Source organism: bacterium (genome assembly GCA_035945995.1).
Taxonomy (GTDB): Bacteria; Sysuimicrobiota; Sysuimicrobiia; order Sysuimicrobiales; family Segetimicrobiaceae; genus DASSJF01.
Window position 1 is genome coordinate 59,877 of the sequence record DASYZR010000116.1, and the last position, 16,217, is coordinate 76,093.

At 62.7% G+C, this 16,217-nt stretch carries 12 protein-coding genes, 3 tRNA genes and 1 pseudogene; 7 read left to right on the forward strand and 9 right to left on the reverse strand.

Going from position 1 to position 16,217, the window contains the following annotated elements; all coding sequences use genetic code 11:
* Window positions 1-59 precede the first annotated feature (59 nt).
* The 4 genes from VGZ23_13500 to VGZ23_13515 all read right to left on the reverse strand — a co-directional run bounded on the left by VGZ23_13500 (window position 60) and on the right by VGZ23_13515 (window position 5,394).
* Window positions 60-1,373: a nucleotide sugar dehydrogenase gene (locus VGZ23_13500; GenBank protein ID HEV2358605.1), complete on the reverse strand. Its 1,314-nt coding sequence runs from the start codon at window positions 1,371-1,373 to the stop codon at window positions 60-62.
* A 39-nt stretch (window positions 1,374-1,412) separates the two neighbouring features.
* On the reverse strand, window positions 1,413-3,620 hold the full coding sequence (locus VGZ23_13505; GenBank protein ID HEV2358606.1) for a polysaccharide biosynthesis tyrosine autokinase: 2,208 nt from the start codon (window positions 3,618-3,620) through the stop codon (window positions 1,413-1,415).
* Between the two features lie 19 nt (window positions 3,621-3,639).
* Window positions 3,640-4,533: a polysaccharide biosynthesis/export family protein gene (locus VGZ23_13510; GenBank protein HEV2358607.1), complete on the reverse strand. Its 894-nt coding sequence runs from the start codon at window positions 4,531-4,533 to the stop codon at window positions 3,640-3,642.
* Between the two features lie 207 nt (window positions 4,534-4,740).
* Window positions 4,741-5,394, reverse strand: coding sequence for a response regulator transcription factor (locus VGZ23_13515; protein ID HEV2358608.1), 654 nt, complete (start codon window positions 5,392-5,394; stop codon window positions 4,741-4,743).
* Window positions 5,395-5,948: 554 nt separating this feature from the next.
* Here VGZ23_13515 and VGZ23_13520 point away from each other — a divergent pair.
* Window positions 5,949-6,623, forward strand: coding sequence for a response regulator transcription factor (locus VGZ23_13520; GenBank protein HEV2358609.1), 675 nt, complete (start codon window positions 5,949-5,951; stop codon window positions 6,621-6,623).
* A gap of 36 nt (window positions 6,624-6,659) precedes the next feature.
* On the opposite strand, the gene VGZ23_13525 is transcribed toward VGZ23_13520, so the two are convergent.
* The 3 genes from VGZ23_13525 to VGZ23_13535 form a co-directional block, all read right to left on the reverse strand.
* A complete protein-coding gene (locus VGZ23_13525) occupies window positions 6,660-7,646 on the reverse strand; it encodes a class I SAM-dependent methyltransferase (GenBank protein ID HEV2358610.1) in 987 nt (328 codons plus the stop codon).
* Window positions 7,647-7,692: 46 nt separating this feature from the next.
* Window positions 7,693-7,769, reverse strand: a tRNA-Arg gene (locus VGZ23_13530).
* Window positions 7,770-8,103: 334 nt separating this feature from the next.
* Window positions 8,104-8,466 carry a metalloregulator ArsR/SmtB family transcription factor gene (locus tag VGZ23_13535; protein HEV2358611.1) on the reverse strand — a complete coding sequence of 121 codons (363 nt, stop codon included), beginning with the start codon at window positions 8,464-8,466 and terminating at the stop codon, window positions 8,104-8,106.
* A 65-nt stretch (window positions 8,467-8,531) separates the two neighbouring features.
* Here VGZ23_13535 and VGZ23_13540 point away from each other — a divergent pair, with 65 nt between their 5' ends.
* The 4 genes and pseudogenes from VGZ23_13540 to VGZ23_13555 all read left to right on the forward strand — a co-directional run bounded on the left by VGZ23_13540 (window position 8,532) and on the right by VGZ23_13555 (window position 10,305).
* Window positions 8,532-9,134, forward strand: a complete 603-nt coding sequence (locus VGZ23_13540) for an alkylmercury lyase family protein (GenBank protein HEV2358612.1) — start codon at window positions 8,532-8,534, stop codon at window positions 9,132-9,134.
* 163 nt (window positions 9,135-9,297) lie between these two features.
* Window positions 9,298-9,480 (forward strand): hypothetical protein, encoded by a 183-nt coding sequence (locus VGZ23_13545; protein HEV2358613.1) that lies wholly within the window; start codon window positions 9,298-9,300, stop codon window positions 9,478-9,480.
* 12 nt (window positions 9,481-9,492) lie between these two features.
* Window positions 9,493-9,783, forward strand: a pseudogene (locus tag VGZ23_13550) (redoxin domain-containing protein).
* A gap of 87 nt (window positions 9,784-9,870) precedes the next feature.
* Window positions 9,871-10,305 carry a protein-disulfide reductase DsbD domain-containing protein gene (locus tag VGZ23_13555; protein HEV2358614.1) on the forward strand — a complete coding sequence of 145 codons (435 nt, stop codon included), beginning with the start codon at window positions 9,871-9,873 and terminating at the stop codon, window positions 10,303-10,305.
* Window positions 10,306-11,318: 1,013 nt separating this feature from the next.
* Here the strand turns inward: VGZ23_13555 and VGZ23_13560 are convergent.
* Both VGZ23_13560 and VGZ23_13565 read right to left on the reverse strand, forming a co-directional pair.
* The gene (locus VGZ23_13560; GenBank protein ID HEV2358615.1) at window positions 11,319-13,007 is read right to left on the reverse strand and encodes a hypothetical protein; all 1,689 of its coding nucleotides are present in this window, start codon (window positions 13,005-13,007) and stop codon (window positions 11,319-11,321) included.
* 1,177 nt (window positions 13,008-14,184) lie between these two features.
* Window positions 14,185-14,274 (reverse strand) — tRNA-Leu (locus VGZ23_13565).
* A gap of 94 nt (window positions 14,275-14,368) precedes the next feature.
* Between VGZ23_13565 and VGZ23_13570 the strand changes: the two genes are divergently transcribed.
* Window positions 14,369-14,444: transfer RNA gene (locus VGZ23_13570), tRNA-Lys, on the forward strand.
* A 209-nt stretch (window positions 14,445-14,653) separates the two neighbouring features.
* The gene (locus tag VGZ23_13575) at window positions 14,654-16,192 is read left to right on the forward strand and encodes a flippase (GenBank protein ID HEV2358616.1); all 1,539 of its coding nucleotides are present in this window, start codon (window positions 14,654-14,656) and stop codon (window positions 16,190-16,192) included.
* Window positions 16,193-16,217 lie beyond the last annotated feature (25 nt).

A 16,217-nucleotide genomic window follows, 5' to 3' on the forward strand; every position in this document is an offset into this window, starting at 1 on the left:
ATCCAATCACAACAAACGCCCCATTGGCTCGTTCGCCGTCGCGGTGCACCGCATCGTTGTTAGAGCCTCACCACGTGGGGCGCGCGGCAATCGCGGAGCCGGTTCCGGGCATCGACCACAAGAGAAACCCGATCGACGACGCGCTGATAATCGACGGCGCTGTGGTCGGTGGCGATGATGACGCAGTCCACCGATGACAGCACCTCATCCGTCAACGGCACTGAGGCGACCGTTCCTGGATTGGCAAAGTGCACCTGTGGAACGTGCGGGTCGTGATAGCGCACGTGCGCGCCGTGTTTCCCCAACAGCTCCATGATCTTGAGGGACGGGGACATCCTCGCGTCCGACACATCCCGCTTGTACGCGACGCCGAGCACCAGGATTCGTGCGCCGCGCAGCGTCTTACCCGAGGCTCCCAAGGCCTTGGTGGTGCGGGAGATCACGTAGTATGGCATAGCGTCGTTGACCGTGGTCGAGAGTTCGATGAATTGCGCGTGAAAGTCGTACTCACGCGCCTTCGCCAATAGGTAGTACGGGTCCACCGGGATACAGTGGCCGCCGACACCGGGCCCCGGGTAGAACGGCATGAAGCCGTACGGTTTGGTCGCCGCCGCGTCGATGACCTCCCACATGTTGATCCCCATGCGGTCGCACAGCAGCGTGAGCTCGTTGACGAGCGCGATATTCACGTTGCGGAAGACGTTCTCGTAGCACTTCACCATCTCCGCGACGTCCGGCGACGATACCGGCACAACCTTGCGGAAGGCCTGCTCATAGAAACACTGCGCAAGCCGTGTGCAGCCGGGAGTCAGGCCGCCGACGACTTTGGGGATGTCCACGAGCGCGTACTGCCGTGTCCCGGGGTCGATGCGTTCCGGCGAGAACGCCAAGTGGAAGTCGGACCCGGCCCGAAGGCCGCTCTCCTCGAGGATCGGGCGCACGACCTCCGCCGTCGTCCCGGGATAGGTGGTGCTCTCCAGAACGATCAGATGCTCCGGCCGCAGAATCGCCGCGCACCCTTTCGCGGCCGCGACGAGATACGAGAGGTCCGGCTCCTTGCTCTTTGTCAACGGCGTCGGAACGCACACAACGATGACGTCCGCGGCGTGCAGCGCCTCGTAGCTGGTTGTGGCGACGAGCGTCCGGTCATCGACAAGGCGCCCGATCTCACGCGATGGAACATCGTCGATGTAAGAGTCGCCGTGGTTGATCGCGGCGGCTCTCGCCGGATCGGCCTCAACTCCGAGGACCGCGAACCCAGCCTGCGCGATCGCGACGGCCAGGGGCAGGCCCACGTAGCCGAGGCCGACAACAGCCGCCGTGGCGGTTCGATTGCGAATCCTGGTCTCGACGGTCGTCTCAAGCGTCTTCACGTTCGCATCCTCAGCGACCCTGGGTCAGTCCTGTGGTTCTTACCGGCGCCCGGAAAGAAGACTCGCCACCTGTGCCACCGTATGTTCGACCGACGGCGGCAGCGCCGCGGGGTGACCGTTTCCCACAGTCATCTCGGCGAACGCGCTCCCTGCCCGCAGGCCCCCAGCGAGCATACCCGCAAGGATGAGCGCGATCAGCGCGCCGACGGTCGCCCCGCCGGCGGCGCGGGACAGTCCCCGACGCGTCCCTGCCTTGTAGTACCGCTCCTGATAGACGTAGGCGTCGACCCGCTCCGGCCGGACTTTGGTCAGCACCGTGCCCAGGATCTTCGCGCCCAGCCGGGTCAGTTGCAACTTTACTTGCTGCTCGATGCCCCGGGGCGCCTGGCTCGCATCGAGCACCAGGAGCACTCCACTCGTGATCGGAGCGAGAACAAGAACATCAGGAAAGGCACCCGCGGGAGGGGTGTCGAGCAGGATCACATCTCCCCCCCGCTTCAGCTCGGCGAGAAGCGCGTCCATGCGCTTTGCGCTCAGAAGATCGTCGGCCTCGCCCGAGACGAGTCCACTCGGCAGGATCGACAGGTTGCGGATGCCCGTCTCTGCCAGCGCGCTCTCGAGCGAGGCCTCGCCCGCCAGCACCTGCAGGAGTCCGGTCTCGTTGCGCACGCCAAAGTGGACGTGCTGGGTGGGGCGGCGGAAGTCCGTGTCGACGACGACCGTACGCCGTCCCGCTTGGGCAAACGCGCGTGCCAGGTTGGCGACCACCGTCGAAGTCCCGCCGCCCGGCCGCGCCCCGGTGACGGCGAGGACGGGCACTTCGTCCGGGTGTTCCAGCGCCGTCAGGTTCACGCGGAGCCGCCGGTACGCCTCCGCAAACGGCGGATTGTGGCGGGGTACCGCGACCAACGTCGGGACACCCAGCAGGCGCTCCGCGTTCTCCGGGGTCGCCAGGGTGTTGTCGAGATACTCGAGGAAGAACGCCAGCGCCGCCCCGCCGACCAGCCCCAGCACCAACGCGAGGGTTAGTTTGAACGCCAGGCCGCGGAACGGCGAGGGAAACGCTCCGCGTGCGAAGTCCACGACGGACAGGCTGCCGAGGACCTGCGCCTCCTGTTCCCTCAGCCTCGCGTCGCCGAGCTGCCCTTGGATGCCGGCAAACTGCTTGCCGAGAATGTCGACCGTACGGCCCAGCCGGTCCCGGTCCATCTGTTTTTGCATGTAGTCGGGCAGGGCCCGAGTTGCGCTCGCAAGCGCGCCTTGAATCGCCTGCTGCCGCGCCAACAGCGCGACGCGTTCGGTCTCCAGGTTGATCCGGTCCTTGATGAGAGCGTCATAGATCGGGTTATGTTGCACGGTCTCCGAGGAGACGATCTTGCCTACCTCGGACTTCAACCGCTCCTTGATCGCGTCGATCTTCGCCTTGATAGCAATGACGCTCGGATACTTGTCGGTGTGGACCGCCTGCTCCGAAGTCAGGGCGACTTCCAGCTGCACGAGTTGCGCCCGCAGCTGCTGCGCGATCGGGTTCTCCTCCAGCTGGGGATCGGACCGGGTGACGGCCTGACCTGTCATCTGCGACCGATCCGCGGCCAGCCGTGCCTCGGTCTCCTGGAGAGACACGCCCACCTGTTGCGCCGCGCTTTGCAGCGCCCCCACCTGGGAATTCTGGGCCGATGCCAGCGCGGGTCCGTTTTGTTGCTCAAACGCGAGGAGCGCGTCTTCCGCGCCGCGCAGGTTTGTCTGGATGCCCTGGGCCTGCTTCTCGATGAACTCGCGGGCCAACGTCGCCCCGCGGCGCTGCACCTCCTGGTCATACCCGGCCGCCGCCTGCGCGACCGCGTTGGCCAGTGTGACCGCCTCATGGGGACTCGTTCCGGACACCGTCACGCGGATGAGGTTGGTGATCGGATCCTGACCGACGGTCATCCGCCGCTGGAGCTCCTCGGGGCGCATATTGAGATTGAGCTGCTGGATCGCCCGCTCGGCCACGTCCCGGCTCCTCACGAGACTGATGGCCTGCAGGGTGCGATCGGGTCCGCCGGCCAATTGCTGGGGCTGTTGAAGCCCGGAGACCAGGTTGAACGTGGATTGCTGCGTGGAGGGGAGCGCCAGATTAGCCGTCGCCGAAAAATCGCCCGGCGCGGGGCGGTTGGCGGCGAAGGCAACCACGATGGCGGTCAACATTGTTGCGGCCACGAGCCAGCGCCGCCGCCGAAGGACCCGATAATATCTCCAGAACTCCATATGGGTCGCCTCCTATCCGCTACTTGAGGAGCAGCAACAGGTACGCGAGATTGTTCAACCCTCCAAGGACGGTGCCCCAGTTGAAGGCCCGCTGCTCGGGCACGTACACGATGTCTCCGGGCTCGAGCGTGACGTTCTGTTTTGCGTCGCCGTCCTTGTAGAACTTGTCGAGGTTGACCGGCTTGACGACGGGCTTGTCCCCTTCCCGCCGCACCACGCCGATGTTGTTGGTGACCGCCTTCGGCGCCGGCCCGCCCGCGGCCGACAGGACGTCGATCACTTTGTCGCCGTCCTTGAAGAGGTATGGCCCCGGTTTCGTGACGGCTCCCATCACGATCACCTTGTTCTTGGACTCCGGCAAGATGATCACGTCGCCGGACTGGAGGGCCACATTTGCGGACGCGTCTCCGTCCACAAGAAGGCGCTGCAGGTCGACGGGAATCGTAGTGTTCTTCCGAAGGATCATCGTTTTGGGGAGGTTGGCGCCCGGCGCCGGACCGCCCGCGACGGCCACAAGCTCCGCCACGGTCCAGTTCTCCTGAAACGCGTAGGCGCCCGGATGCAGCGCCTGGCCGAGCACATACACGAACTCCTTCTTAGAGGCCGCCTGCCGGATGGTCACGACCACCTGCGGCTCCTTGATGTATTGCTTGAGCGCGGTGGTTACTTTCTCGGTGAGCTGTGGCAGGGTCAGGCCGGCGACGGCCAACGATCCGGCCAGTTGGAGGGTGATCGTCCCGTCCGGGCTCACCGTCACCGGTCCCGACACCTCGGGTTCTCCGAGCACGGAAATATCCAAGACGTCGCCGGGGCTGGCAGTATACTCCTGCGCGAGCACCACCGGTGCGCCGGCGACGAGGAGAAGACCGCACGCCACCCAAACGGCTACCCCACGCATCACCGATCGTTTCATGATCCTCCCTCCAGTTCGTCCTCCTCACGCGCCTGCTGACCGAGGATCCACCACGTATCCCGGCCGCCCGACGGCGAGGAGGTCAAGTATAATCCCTTCACCTTCCAGATTGACGACCTGTAAAGAAACGTCTCGCCGATCGGCCAGTATTCTGCCGGAGCGCCGACGCGCTCACCTTTGACGGTCACGTCCCTGCGGACCATGCGCCTAATGGGCCAGGCCGTTCTTGAGCACGTACACGACGGCCTGCGTACGATTCTTGGCGCCGATCTTCCGAAAGATCGATCGAATGTGGCTCTTCACGGTGGTTGTCGTCACGTACATCTTGCCGGCAATCTCGCGATCGGTTGCGCCCTTGGTCAGCTCCATGAGAATCTCCACTTCGCGGCTGGTCAGCCCGCCGAGGTGCCCTCCGTTGTGCCCGTTGCGCTCGCGCGCCAGCGTGCGGAACCGCTCGATCAACTGGCGCGCGACGTGCGGGTTCATGAGCGTCTTGCCGTTGCACACACCCTCGATGGCCCGAACCAGGTTTTCGGGGTTGATGTCCTTGAGGACGTAACCCGACGCACCGGCCTCAACCAGGCGGAGGGCTCGTTCGTGGTCGCTGGCTTCTGCCAGGACGATGATCTCGACGGCCGGACGGCGGTCCTTGAGAATCCGGATGGTGTCGAAACAATCCAACCCGGGAATGTCTTGGTCGAGTAGCACGACGTCTGGAGACGTCACGGCCGTTTGCTCAGCCGCGTCGAGGGCGTTCGTCGCCTCCCCGACAAACAGGATGTTGCCGTTCTTGCCGAGGAGACTCTTGATGCCCTCGCGCAGCAACGTGGTATCGTCGACGACGAGCACTCTGATCGCCATAGTTCCCCCGTAGCCAACTAGACTGAGTGCTTGTCCGTAGGGCCGACCGAATGATCCAAACTGACGTCTAAAGTCCTTCAATCGGCCTCATTCCTCCTAGGCGCGGACGGATAATTCTGATGCAATTTCGATGGAACTGTCATCCATTCGATTGACAAACGTGCGTTCGTGCGAACAGGCGAAGAAAAATCACATGGATTAATTCTCTTGAAGGGGTTTAAGAGTGGATGCCGTAATCGCTATCTGAGGATAAGTTGTTGATAGGGAGATGATAAGTTCTTTGTTCCTCAAGGGTCTAGCATTAGAGTGAGATGTTTGGGAGCGTCGAGGACGGGAAATAAAGACGTATCTGGGCTTTTTCTGAGATCGCCGCTCGGGGGGTCGGGCGTATCTCGACACTCCCATTCGCCAAAGAGTTCGTGCCCTGCCCGGGGAAGGATTCAACGACCCGTGCGAGCGCACAACATACGCATGGCTTCGGCTACGCTGTTCTTACCGGGGTCGCCGACACCGCACACACATGCCTTCCACTCGATACGCTCGGACGGGCGGGAATGAGTATCCGACTCCTCGTGGCAGAGGACCAAGCCTTGATCCGGCGGGGGATTCTGTCCGTCTTGCAGCCAGAACCGGACATCGAGGTGCTCGGGGAAGCCGTCGATGGCCGGGAGGCCGTCGACAAGGCGCTGGCACTCCGGCCCCACCTGGTGCTCATGGACGTCATGATGCCAGGCGGGGACGGTATTACCGCCACGCGAGCGATTAGAGAGCGGTGTCCGGAGATTCAAGTCCTGATTTTGACGTTTTACGATCACTCGAACCTCTTTCAGAAGGCGGCGGAAGCCGGCGCGGTCGGATATGTGATGAAGGACATTTCGCCCGCGAACCTGATCAACGCAGTCCGCGCGGTGTACAACGGCAACGCGATGCTGAGCCCGCACATCGCGAAGCAAATGATGGCCCATTTTTACGCATCACGTCATCAGCGCGCCGGAGCGTCCCCCGGCCGCCCCAAGGGTCTCACCGAGCGCGAAGTGGACGTCTTGGTGGGCTTGGCATCAGGGCTGAGCGACAAGGAAATCGCCGCCAAACTGTTCTTGTCAGAAGCCACCGTGAAGACTCACCTTCGGGCGATCTACCATCGGTTCAAGTTGCGGAACCGCGCGCATGCGGCCGCCTACGCGGTCGAGAAAGGCCTGCTCAACGGCAACCACACCGTCGTCCTCTAGCAGACGAAGGGGATGCTTCACCCACCAAATCTAGGTTCAGTGCCTCTTTCGCAACCAAAAGGTTGCTGCATCTCCATCAGCATGGTCGTTTAAGATGGATGCTTGTGCCTCGAAACTCTTGATGTCGTCCGCTGAAAAGATCGAAGCAGTTGGATTGACGGTGTAAGACCGCTTGTCCATGAGGGGAATATCTTTCATATACTGTTCGCTTCCGACAAATTGGAACGCTGTAGAATCGAATGCGATTTTTCCAATTTCAAACCCCGCTTTCGCCGCTAAGATCCGCAGGCTTTTCACCGAGTGCAAAATTAGGTGGCGGGGAGCGTCGAGCTGGACCCAATCCACCCCGTAACGTCTCCACGCGGCTGTACCGGATACAGGGATTCGAATCAGCACGCATCCCTTTGGATCGAGAATACGGGAGAGTTCGGTAAAGACGTCGGCGTGATTCGGCATGTGCTCAAGGGAATGGTGCAACATTACCAAGTCGAATGTCCCTTCGACTTCTGCCAACTCGCGCTTCAGAATCGTGACATGCTGATGAACCGCATCAGTACCGATGAAGGGGTCAATCCCGGTGAGATCAGAGAAACCGAGTCGCCGAAGGTTCAGCAGCAGCTGACCGGAGCCGCATCCCACATCAAGTATCCGAGAGTTGAGCCCCACGCCCGCCACTCGAAGCCAAGTCCACTCTGGTCCGGTTTCCCAATCTGGTCTGATCCGGAGCGCCAACCTCCCAATGAGACGTCTACGATGAAGAACGTAACCCGTCAACTGACGCCTTAGAACGCGACGAACTCGACCCGGTTCGCGCAGCAGTCGCGGCTTCGGATCTTGAAAAGAGTAATAGTTCGGCGGGTAATACTTCGAGAGATTCTCCGGGACATCAGTAATTTGCAGGCATCCGCAATTCCCGCATTCAAGGTAATCAAATTCATCCCGAAATCCGAACATCATTTCTCTTGCCGTATGAAGCCGGTTGCCTTCCTGATTTCCGCAAATTGTGCATCTGCCGGCCGCCACGGTACCCGCCTCCGCATGCCCAAGAGCGTGCGTTTGCTTGGAAGTGTGGCGCGCCCGGAGGGATTCGAACCCCCGACCTACTGCTTCGAAGGCAGCCGCTCTATCCATCTGAGCTACGGGCGCGCGCAACACCCAGGAGCCAGGCGGTACGGACGAGGATTTCCGGCCCCGCGGACATCGAGGTCCACCGGTCCCAAAGCGTGACGGCGCCGTGCCCCGGCCCGGTAGATTGTACTACACTTCGCCGTCGCCCGCCGCGTTCGAATCCCGCATCATCGTGTCTCGGGCAAACCCTCCAACTCATCCATCGCCGCCGGATCCTCGGCGACGTTTCTCGCCTGGAACGGAATCCCGTGTTGGGTGAGGAACTCCTCCACCCTGCGACAGAAGATTCAACCCGGCTGATCGAAAACCGTCACGGACTTGGCCATCACGCACGCCCCCCTGAAGCATCAGGTCAAATCCAGGCCGGCCCGATACGCCGGCACCGGGCAAGATGGTCGCGTCGCCCGGCGGTGAGGCTTCTCGCGGCGTCGATGAGCGTTCCGGCGCGGTGGTCGGCCACACGATAGACGACATGCCGTCCCTGCCGGTCCGCCGTGACAAACCGGCACCACTTCAAGCAGGCCAGATGGTTGGAGATGCGGCTGCGGGGTGCGCGGACGACCGCCGCGAGCTCGGCGACCGTGCGCGCCCCGCTGAGCAGGATCTCCAGCAGGTGCAGCCGGGTTCGATCCCCGAGCACACGAAAGTACCGCGCCCGGGCGGCGAGGGCGGGACCCGGCGACGAGACGGTACGGTGACGATGGGCTGACTGCACGGCTTGATTATCAACAGATTTTCCGGTTATCGTCAATCACGGGCCGACGGCCGGGAGGGATCTGTATGACGAGTTACGATGACCTCGTGCGGACCGTGATCCTGCGCCACGCGCTGGACGCCCGGGCGGCGACGCTCGAGTTGCTGGTCGCCGCGACGGGGGGTTCTCCGGCGCGCGTCGAAGCGGCACTCCTCACGCTCCACGAGACGGGGGCGATTTACCTTCGCGACGGGGCCGTGGTCGCCGCCTACCCCTTCTCCTTCGTGCCCACCCCGCACCGCGTGATGACTGCCGGCGCAACGGCGTACGCCAATTGCGCCCTCGACGCTCTGGCCGTGCCGCCGATGACGGACGAGCCGGCGGAGGTCCTGTCAGCGTGCGGTCTCTGCGGCGGCTCCGTGACGGTGACCATGCGGGGTCACCGAATCCTCGAGTCCCGGCCCGCGGCGCCCGTGATCTTCTACCCCGACAAGGATCGCTGCGCCCCGGGGCCGGCGGTGCTGACGCGCTGTCCGCACATCCAGTTTTTCTGCCGCCGCGACCATGCCACGGGTTGGAGAGTGGCTCATCCCGAGCTTCGCGGTACCGTGTTCGCCCTCGCCGACGCCGCGGCGTTCGCGAGGAGGCACTTTGACGGGACGATCCGGGCCGTTCGCGGCGAACCCTAGTCGCTAAGGGTAACGGCACGGGCAGACGCGGAGACGATCGACGCATGGTCTCACCGGCTTCGGGCATGAGACCGGTATGGTCACCGTTATAGGCCAAGGGAACGCCCGGTGGCCTTGGCGCCGTCCGGTGGGTCCGTTCAATGCACGCCGAGGAGGCGATGAGATGGCGGCAGCCGCGCAGGTACTCGACGACATGCCGGAAGAACACCGTCGCAGGGGGCCGGAGATCGGCCAGCCATTTCCGGAGATCCGCCTCCCGGATCAGACCGGCGCGGTCGTTGACGTGCACGAGGCGCGGGCCGGCCGCCCCGCCCTGATTGTCTTTTATCGCAGCGCCCGCTGGTGACCCTACTGCAAGACGCAGCTCGTTGAGCTGCAAACAGTCGCCGAAAGGCTCCAAGAACAGGGCGTTGCGCTCTTTGCCGTGAGCTATGATCCCGTCGACGTGCTCAACGCGTTCGCCGCGAGGCACGGGATTACGTACCCGCTCCTCTCCGATGCGGGCAGCGCGACAATCCGCCGGCTCGGGATGCTCGATGAAGACTTGGAGCGGCACCACGCTGAGTTCGGCATTGTCACGCGAGATGATCAGCGGGGGGTGGCGTACCCGGGCGTCTTCCTGGTCGACCGAGACGGTGTGGTCGTCACGAAGCGTTTCCACAAGAATTACCGGATCCGGGACACGGGCGCGGGCCTCGTGGACGCGGTTCTGGGCATCCCGGCCACGGAGCGCGGCGTGGAAACGACCGCTCCGGGCGGCGTTGTTCGGGCGCGGCTCTCCTTTGAGTCCCCTGCCTACCGGCCGTATCAGCGACTTCAACTCGCCGCCGTGCTCACGATCGAGCCCGGCTGGCACGTGTACGCGGCGCCGGTGCCCGAGGGTTACACCGCGCTGAGTCTGGAGATCACGCCGGTCTCGGGGCTGGAGGTGGGGACGACCGCTTGGCCGGAGCCACGGCCCTTCCGGCTTGAAGGCTTGGAAGAGCGGTTCCTCGTCCACGAGGGCACGATCCGCGGGACGGCACCGGTCACCTTTGCGTTCGCCCCCGACTCGGGGACGCAGATCGTGCGCGCCGCCCTTCGCTACCAAGCGTGCAGTACCAGCCAGTGCCTACCTCCGGTAGAGATGCGCTTCGAACTCGTCATACCGGAAATGCCGCGGGCCGAATAGGATCGTCCGGGGGCCGCGAAGGAACGGCCCTTGTTGTCGCCTTTCCGCTCGCTGCTCCTGTAGGTTCACTGCTAACGCGTTAGGGCGTACTGGATTTCGACGCACAGACATTCGGAAGGAGGAAGTTTCACAGAAGTTCAATGGTGGTTTCACCGGGATCTCTGGGGGCCTCCGCCATCCCTTTGGGGGATCGGACTCTTCGTGATCCCCTTTTCCAGGGTTATGGGGTCAACCAAAACGGGGGACGAATCGCCGTGGCCAATGTGGACCGAGAAAACCTAATCCGATCGCCCGCAATGCTGCGTGTGTACGCCCTCACCTTTGTGATAGGGCTCGTGATTGGAATGGGGCTCGTAATCGGACCCTTGCTCGTTAGACACGGTGCCCAGCCCCTCCGGCCGGCCGTTGCGTGGACACCTCAACGTGCTGTCACCAGTCCTCCGGCCTCCCCGTTCGTCGCGCCGAAACCTTCACCCACCGCCACGAGCCCTCCGGCCTCCCCGTTCGCCGCCACGCCCCTGCATGGGTCTCGGCCGCCTGCGTCCCCACCCCTTGCAGCGTCCCCGGCGAATCCCCCGCATCAGGTGACCGTCCCAGGAGCACCTGGCACCACCGCATCATCCGAAGTGGGGACCGCTGCGCCGGAGACCGCACCATCGTCATCGTTCTTAGTCATCCCCGCGCCGGACACCGCGGCAGCGGTAGGGGCCATCCAACAAGCCGCCGGGCAGAGTCCACGATTTCACGTCCAGGTGGGAGTTTTCAAGGCTCGAGAAGACGCCCAAGCCCTCGTTCAGCGACTGCAATCGCTTGGGTACTCCGCGACGTCGGCCGAAGGTGACGTGTACCAGGTCTGGGTGGGCGGCTATTTCGATCGGGAGACTGCGGAACGCCTCGCCGCAAACCTCCATAAAGCGGGGTTCGAGTCCGTGCTCGTGCCGTAAGCGGCAGGGACAACGCGAGGATATCCGTAGGTGCCTCCGGCACACGCCTATCTTGGTTCGTGGAGGGTGTCACTTACCGCCGTCAATTCGAAACACGGACACGTGATTGAGGCAGTTCCGGCTGAGCGACCAGGGAGCGACATGGTAGTCCGACGCGTAGAAACGGACACTTCGGCCGGTGCAGAAGAGATCTAGCAACGAGTCGTCCTGTGTATCGGTGCGCACCAGGCGCATAGGCGGCGGCGCCTTCAGACGCTGGTGATTGACTTCGTTCGCGACAACAAAGTAGTCGCCCGGCCGCAAATGCGAGGACCGGACGTCAACCTCGCGAAAGCCGTTCCGCGTCGCGTACCATTGCCATCCCCAGTGGCCACTGACCCAGACAGTACCCGTTGTTGAAGGTGATTGCGCCAACTTGGCGCTCTCCAATTTATAGAACTCGGCAAAGCGCCAGTCGGACAAGCAGAGTCCGGCCGAGACGATCAGCGTAATGGCCAAGCCGAAGATTCTGGATCCGCGGGTGAATTGTCCGTCCCAACGTGCGAGGAGGAGGAGCGTCACTGCAGGTAGGATCAAGAGTACGTGCCGAGCGGCGATGAAGGGCGCGAACACGACGTAGAAGGCGGTCGTGCCGAGTACCCATAACAGCAGGTAGATCGTGGGCGCGAAGGCACGCGCGGCCTCCAATCGCCACAGTCGGCTGAAAGGGAGACTCAGGGCGTCGGGGACCAAGGCCAGATACACCAACGCGCCATTTGCGGCGAAAATCAGCCAGAGCAGTCTGTCCGACCACCAGTCCGACAGTCCCCCCGCGGCGACCAACAGAACCGTCGCCGCGAAGCCCAGGGAGACGCCGCCGTAGATCACGCTCTCCGCTCTGATCGGGTTCTGCCGACTCTGGACCGCGGCGATGAGGCCGAGCGGTGTGAGTGCACCGACGGCGAGCACCCAAGCCACTGCTTCCCTCGGCAGCCACAGCCGACCGTGGCTTACCCCGTGAAGGCGCGTCGCGATGTGCACGTCCCCGTAATCCAGGAAGTTGAATAGAGACCAAGCCCCAAGGACCACCAGCGGGATGAGCGCCGTCCAGGCCTGCGCCTTACGCCGTTCGAGCAAGAGGGACAGGCATAGGATGACAAGGAGGGTGAGGCTGCTGTATTTGATGAGCAGGGCCGCGGAGCAGGCGAGCGCCGCGAGTCCATAGCGCCGGTTCTGGTATGGGCTGCCAACGTCGCACATCAGCGGATTGAAGAAGGCGAGCCACGTCGCGAGTAGCGGCACGTCGACCATCAGGTTCTGCTCGACGATAAACGCCGGTCCGAGCACGAGCGTCGCCGTCGCCCATGGTGCAACCGGTCCGACGAACATGCGCGCCAAACGACGGTATAGGAGGATGCAGGCGAGGGCCCACAACGACTGCAGCGCGTGCATTGCCACCTCGCTGTAGCCGAACACTCCTCCCCACAGGGCGAGCGTGTAGAAGTACAGGTGCGGCTGATTAATCGTGGAGATCGGCTCGTCGGTGCCGTTCCAGTTGAGAAGCCCCCTCATCGGATGAAGCGGATGGGATCCGATCCAGCGGACGATTTCGAGATAGGCGGTATCGTCGATGTGGTAGGGCTTGAACAGATTGTAAGCCGTTACGATCGCCCAGAGCACAGTCAGCCAAACCCAGTCCTGCTGGCCCGCGGCTTTGGCGCCTTCAGTCTGAAACTGGGATTTCTCGGATGAGCCTCCAGTTATTAGTCGCCGCATCATACCAGCAGGCTCTCCGTCAACCCGCGGCGCTCATTGAGCCGGCTGTGGTTTCAGGGCGCACCGTACGCCGAGATTAGATCCGTCTCAATCGTAAGGACGAGTTGGCCGGGACGCGACCGAGCTGCGCAATACGCTTATGGCGCCGAGATCATGGTCGGGGAGTTCGAAGGGACGGCGGCGCACCAATCTGGGCAGGGCCGTCATTCTGAGACAGATACCGACGTTCGGACACAGATATGGCCCGTACGATGCCGGGAGGCCGTGCGCGTACGGTAAGCCTTCCAATCCAGACGCCGTAGCAGGTTGAAGACTCAAGTGCAGAACGCGGGACGCTATTGGAAGTGCCATCGCCGATCGGCTCGTCCGTATGGAACGGATGGTCGCCATCCATAGAAACTCTTTGCACCGACATCCGCAGCGCTCCGCCACTGGACACAATTGGCGCGGTGAGTGGCCGAGCCCAGCGCCGACGCTCGCGGGGCGAACGCCATCCCCGTGCCCGAGTGCCCGTGGTCTCGGATTTGCCCGTGTAGGCCACGGTACCCATTGCCCACGCCTAAGGCCCCCCACCCCGGTTATGAGCGAAATGGCCACCAGTCCATTATTGTGGGCACTTCTTGGTAACGTATAGCCTTCGCGGCCTTTGTCCGGTGTCCCCTCCCCCAGGGATGATGTTGAATGGCGCAAAAACGTGAAAAAGACTTGGCGCTGTTTACATGGGGTCAACCGATCACGCGATGTTCCCAGGCGGCTCGACTCGTTGGGGGTAGCGGAGGCGCCTCATTTCCAATCTCCTCCGCGCTCGGAAGGAAGAGAAGATTGCAAACTTCTCCGCGATTGAGCCTGCGTTGCGGCAAGGCGCGGTCGTGTTATTCGACGACATCCGGTGGAATGATCCACGGTTTATGCGGGCCCCGGCGTGGACCTATGAGGGCTGGCCGGAGGTCGTTCGCCATCCTCGGGTCCGCCGAGCAGTGGAAATCGATAGCAGTCAAGGGTCGCCGTTGCTGGGATGAACCATGGCAGCCGGTCGCGGCCGGTTCCTCCGCCTGCGCCTGCCCCCGCCCGTGCCGCAGGAGCAGCACGAGCGGCAGGCAGACGAAGAAGGCCGCGGCGATGACGCCGAATGCGTATCTTCCTACAACACGAGGATACTAAGGGCTAACGCAGATTTAGGTGGTGCGGGCGGAGGGATTTGAACCCCCACGAGCCTTGCGGCCCACCAGGTCCTAAGCCTGGTGCGTCTGCCGGATTCCGCCACGCCCGCGATCGACCGTTTCGATTCTACGGCCGGCCGCGGGAGCGCGTCAAACGGCGCCGGCCTCTTCCCAATCTTCGGACTGCTCTGTTAAAATGGCGCCGGGCCGTTAGCACAACTGGCAGTGCAGGGGACTCTTAATCCCAAGGTTGCAGGTTCGAGTCCTGCACGGCCCACCACGTCCCTCGCCCATCAGGTTGAACACCGCTGCGCTTGGCCGCAAAACAGGCCATCGCTCGCCAGGCACCGCAAGTTCGCTGAGCGCAGGCCAAGGTCAAGAACGAGGATGCACAAAGACTATGACAGGAGCAGCATGTCCCGCGGACGAACGGTGCTGGGACATGCGGATCACCGCTTTCGCACACGTTTCTAGAAGCGTGCAAGACAAATGACTGGAACCGCGTCGCGGACGTCACCCGCCATTCGTCTCGTACGGAACGTGATGTGGAACTTCGGGGGGCAGGCGTGGAGCCTGTGTTTGGCTTTTTTCACCGTGCCCTACATCGTCCACAGGCTGGGGACGGACGCCTACGGATTACTGATGACGGCCGGTCTTGTGACCAGCTACTTGTGGTTCATGGACCTAGGCCTGGGCAGCGCCACGACCAAGTATGTCGCCGAACATGCCACCCGCGAAGAGTGGGACGAAGTCAACCGCATCCTTTGGACCTCCTTGGCAGTCTACCTGGTTCTAGGGAGTATCGCGGCGCTGACCCTCGTGCTCATCACGCCCCTGTGCGTTTATCGGTGGTTGCGCATCCCGTCTGAGTTACAGGGGGCCGCCGTCAGCGTCTTCCATTTGAGCGCCATTGGCTTTCTCGTCGGGATGGTCAACAACGTCCCGGCTTCGGTTCCTCAGGCGCTTCAGCGGTTCGACATCGTGAACCGGGTCGGTGTTGCCGTCGGGACCGCGCAGACTCTGCTGACAGTCGTCCTGTTGGCCTTCGGGTATTCGGTCCGGGAAGTCGTAATCGGCAATGTGATCGTTGCCGGCCTATCGTTGGGGATGAACACCTTGGTTGCTCGAGTATTGCTGCCGAGATGGAGTCCACCCATTTGGAGTTTTGCCTCGTTTCGCCGGCTCGCGCGCTTTGGGAGCTTCGTTGCCGTCTCAAGGATTGTCGGACCCATTCTAGTCCAGTTTGAGAAGCTCGTCTTAGCCAATCAAATCTCTATGAGTGCGTTGACGTACTACACGGCGCCATCCAACTTGGTGACCAGACTCTCAGTTTTTTCCGGTGCCTTCAGTTCAGCCCTGTTCCCCTTATTTAGCAGTCTTCACGGGACCGGCCGCGAAAATACCAGCACGGATATTAACATGCGCGCGTCTCGCTACGTCATGCTCTTGCTCATCGTACCAGTCGTCTTCTTCATCGTATTTGGAAGGGAGTTCCTTCAGTTCTGGATTGGTCCCGAGTTCGCTAGAGAGAGCACCGCTGCGCTTCAGATTTTGGCTGTGGCCACGTTGGTCAACGCCGCGGCCTGGAGTCCCTCTGCGTTGCTCCAGGCGTCTGGACGCCCGGACCTCACGGCTAGGTTCCATGTGGCGGAGTTGGTCATCCACGTTCCGCTCACGTTCGCGTGCGTGCGGTTCTGGGGTGTCACCGGCGCGGCGTGGGCGTGGTTCTTCCGCGTCATCCTCGACACTACCCTTATCTACTGGGCCATGATAAGGCTTTATGTCCCGGATTGGGGGCGATACATGCGGGAGCTTTTGAGCCCCGCCCTGGGCGTGACGGTGGCAACCGGCATCGTGCTTGCGATCCTGCGGACGGCACTTCATGACCAGCTCTCCCCGGCCGGGGTGCTGATAGGTCTTGGGGGAACCTTCTTGGCCGTAGCCTGCGTGTCGATATGGCGATGGGGCTTCCGACAGGAAGAGTACCAGATCCTTGTCCGGGCCCTGTTGAAAAGACGGGAGGCTTGATTCAATCGGACGCGCCCACATCGCT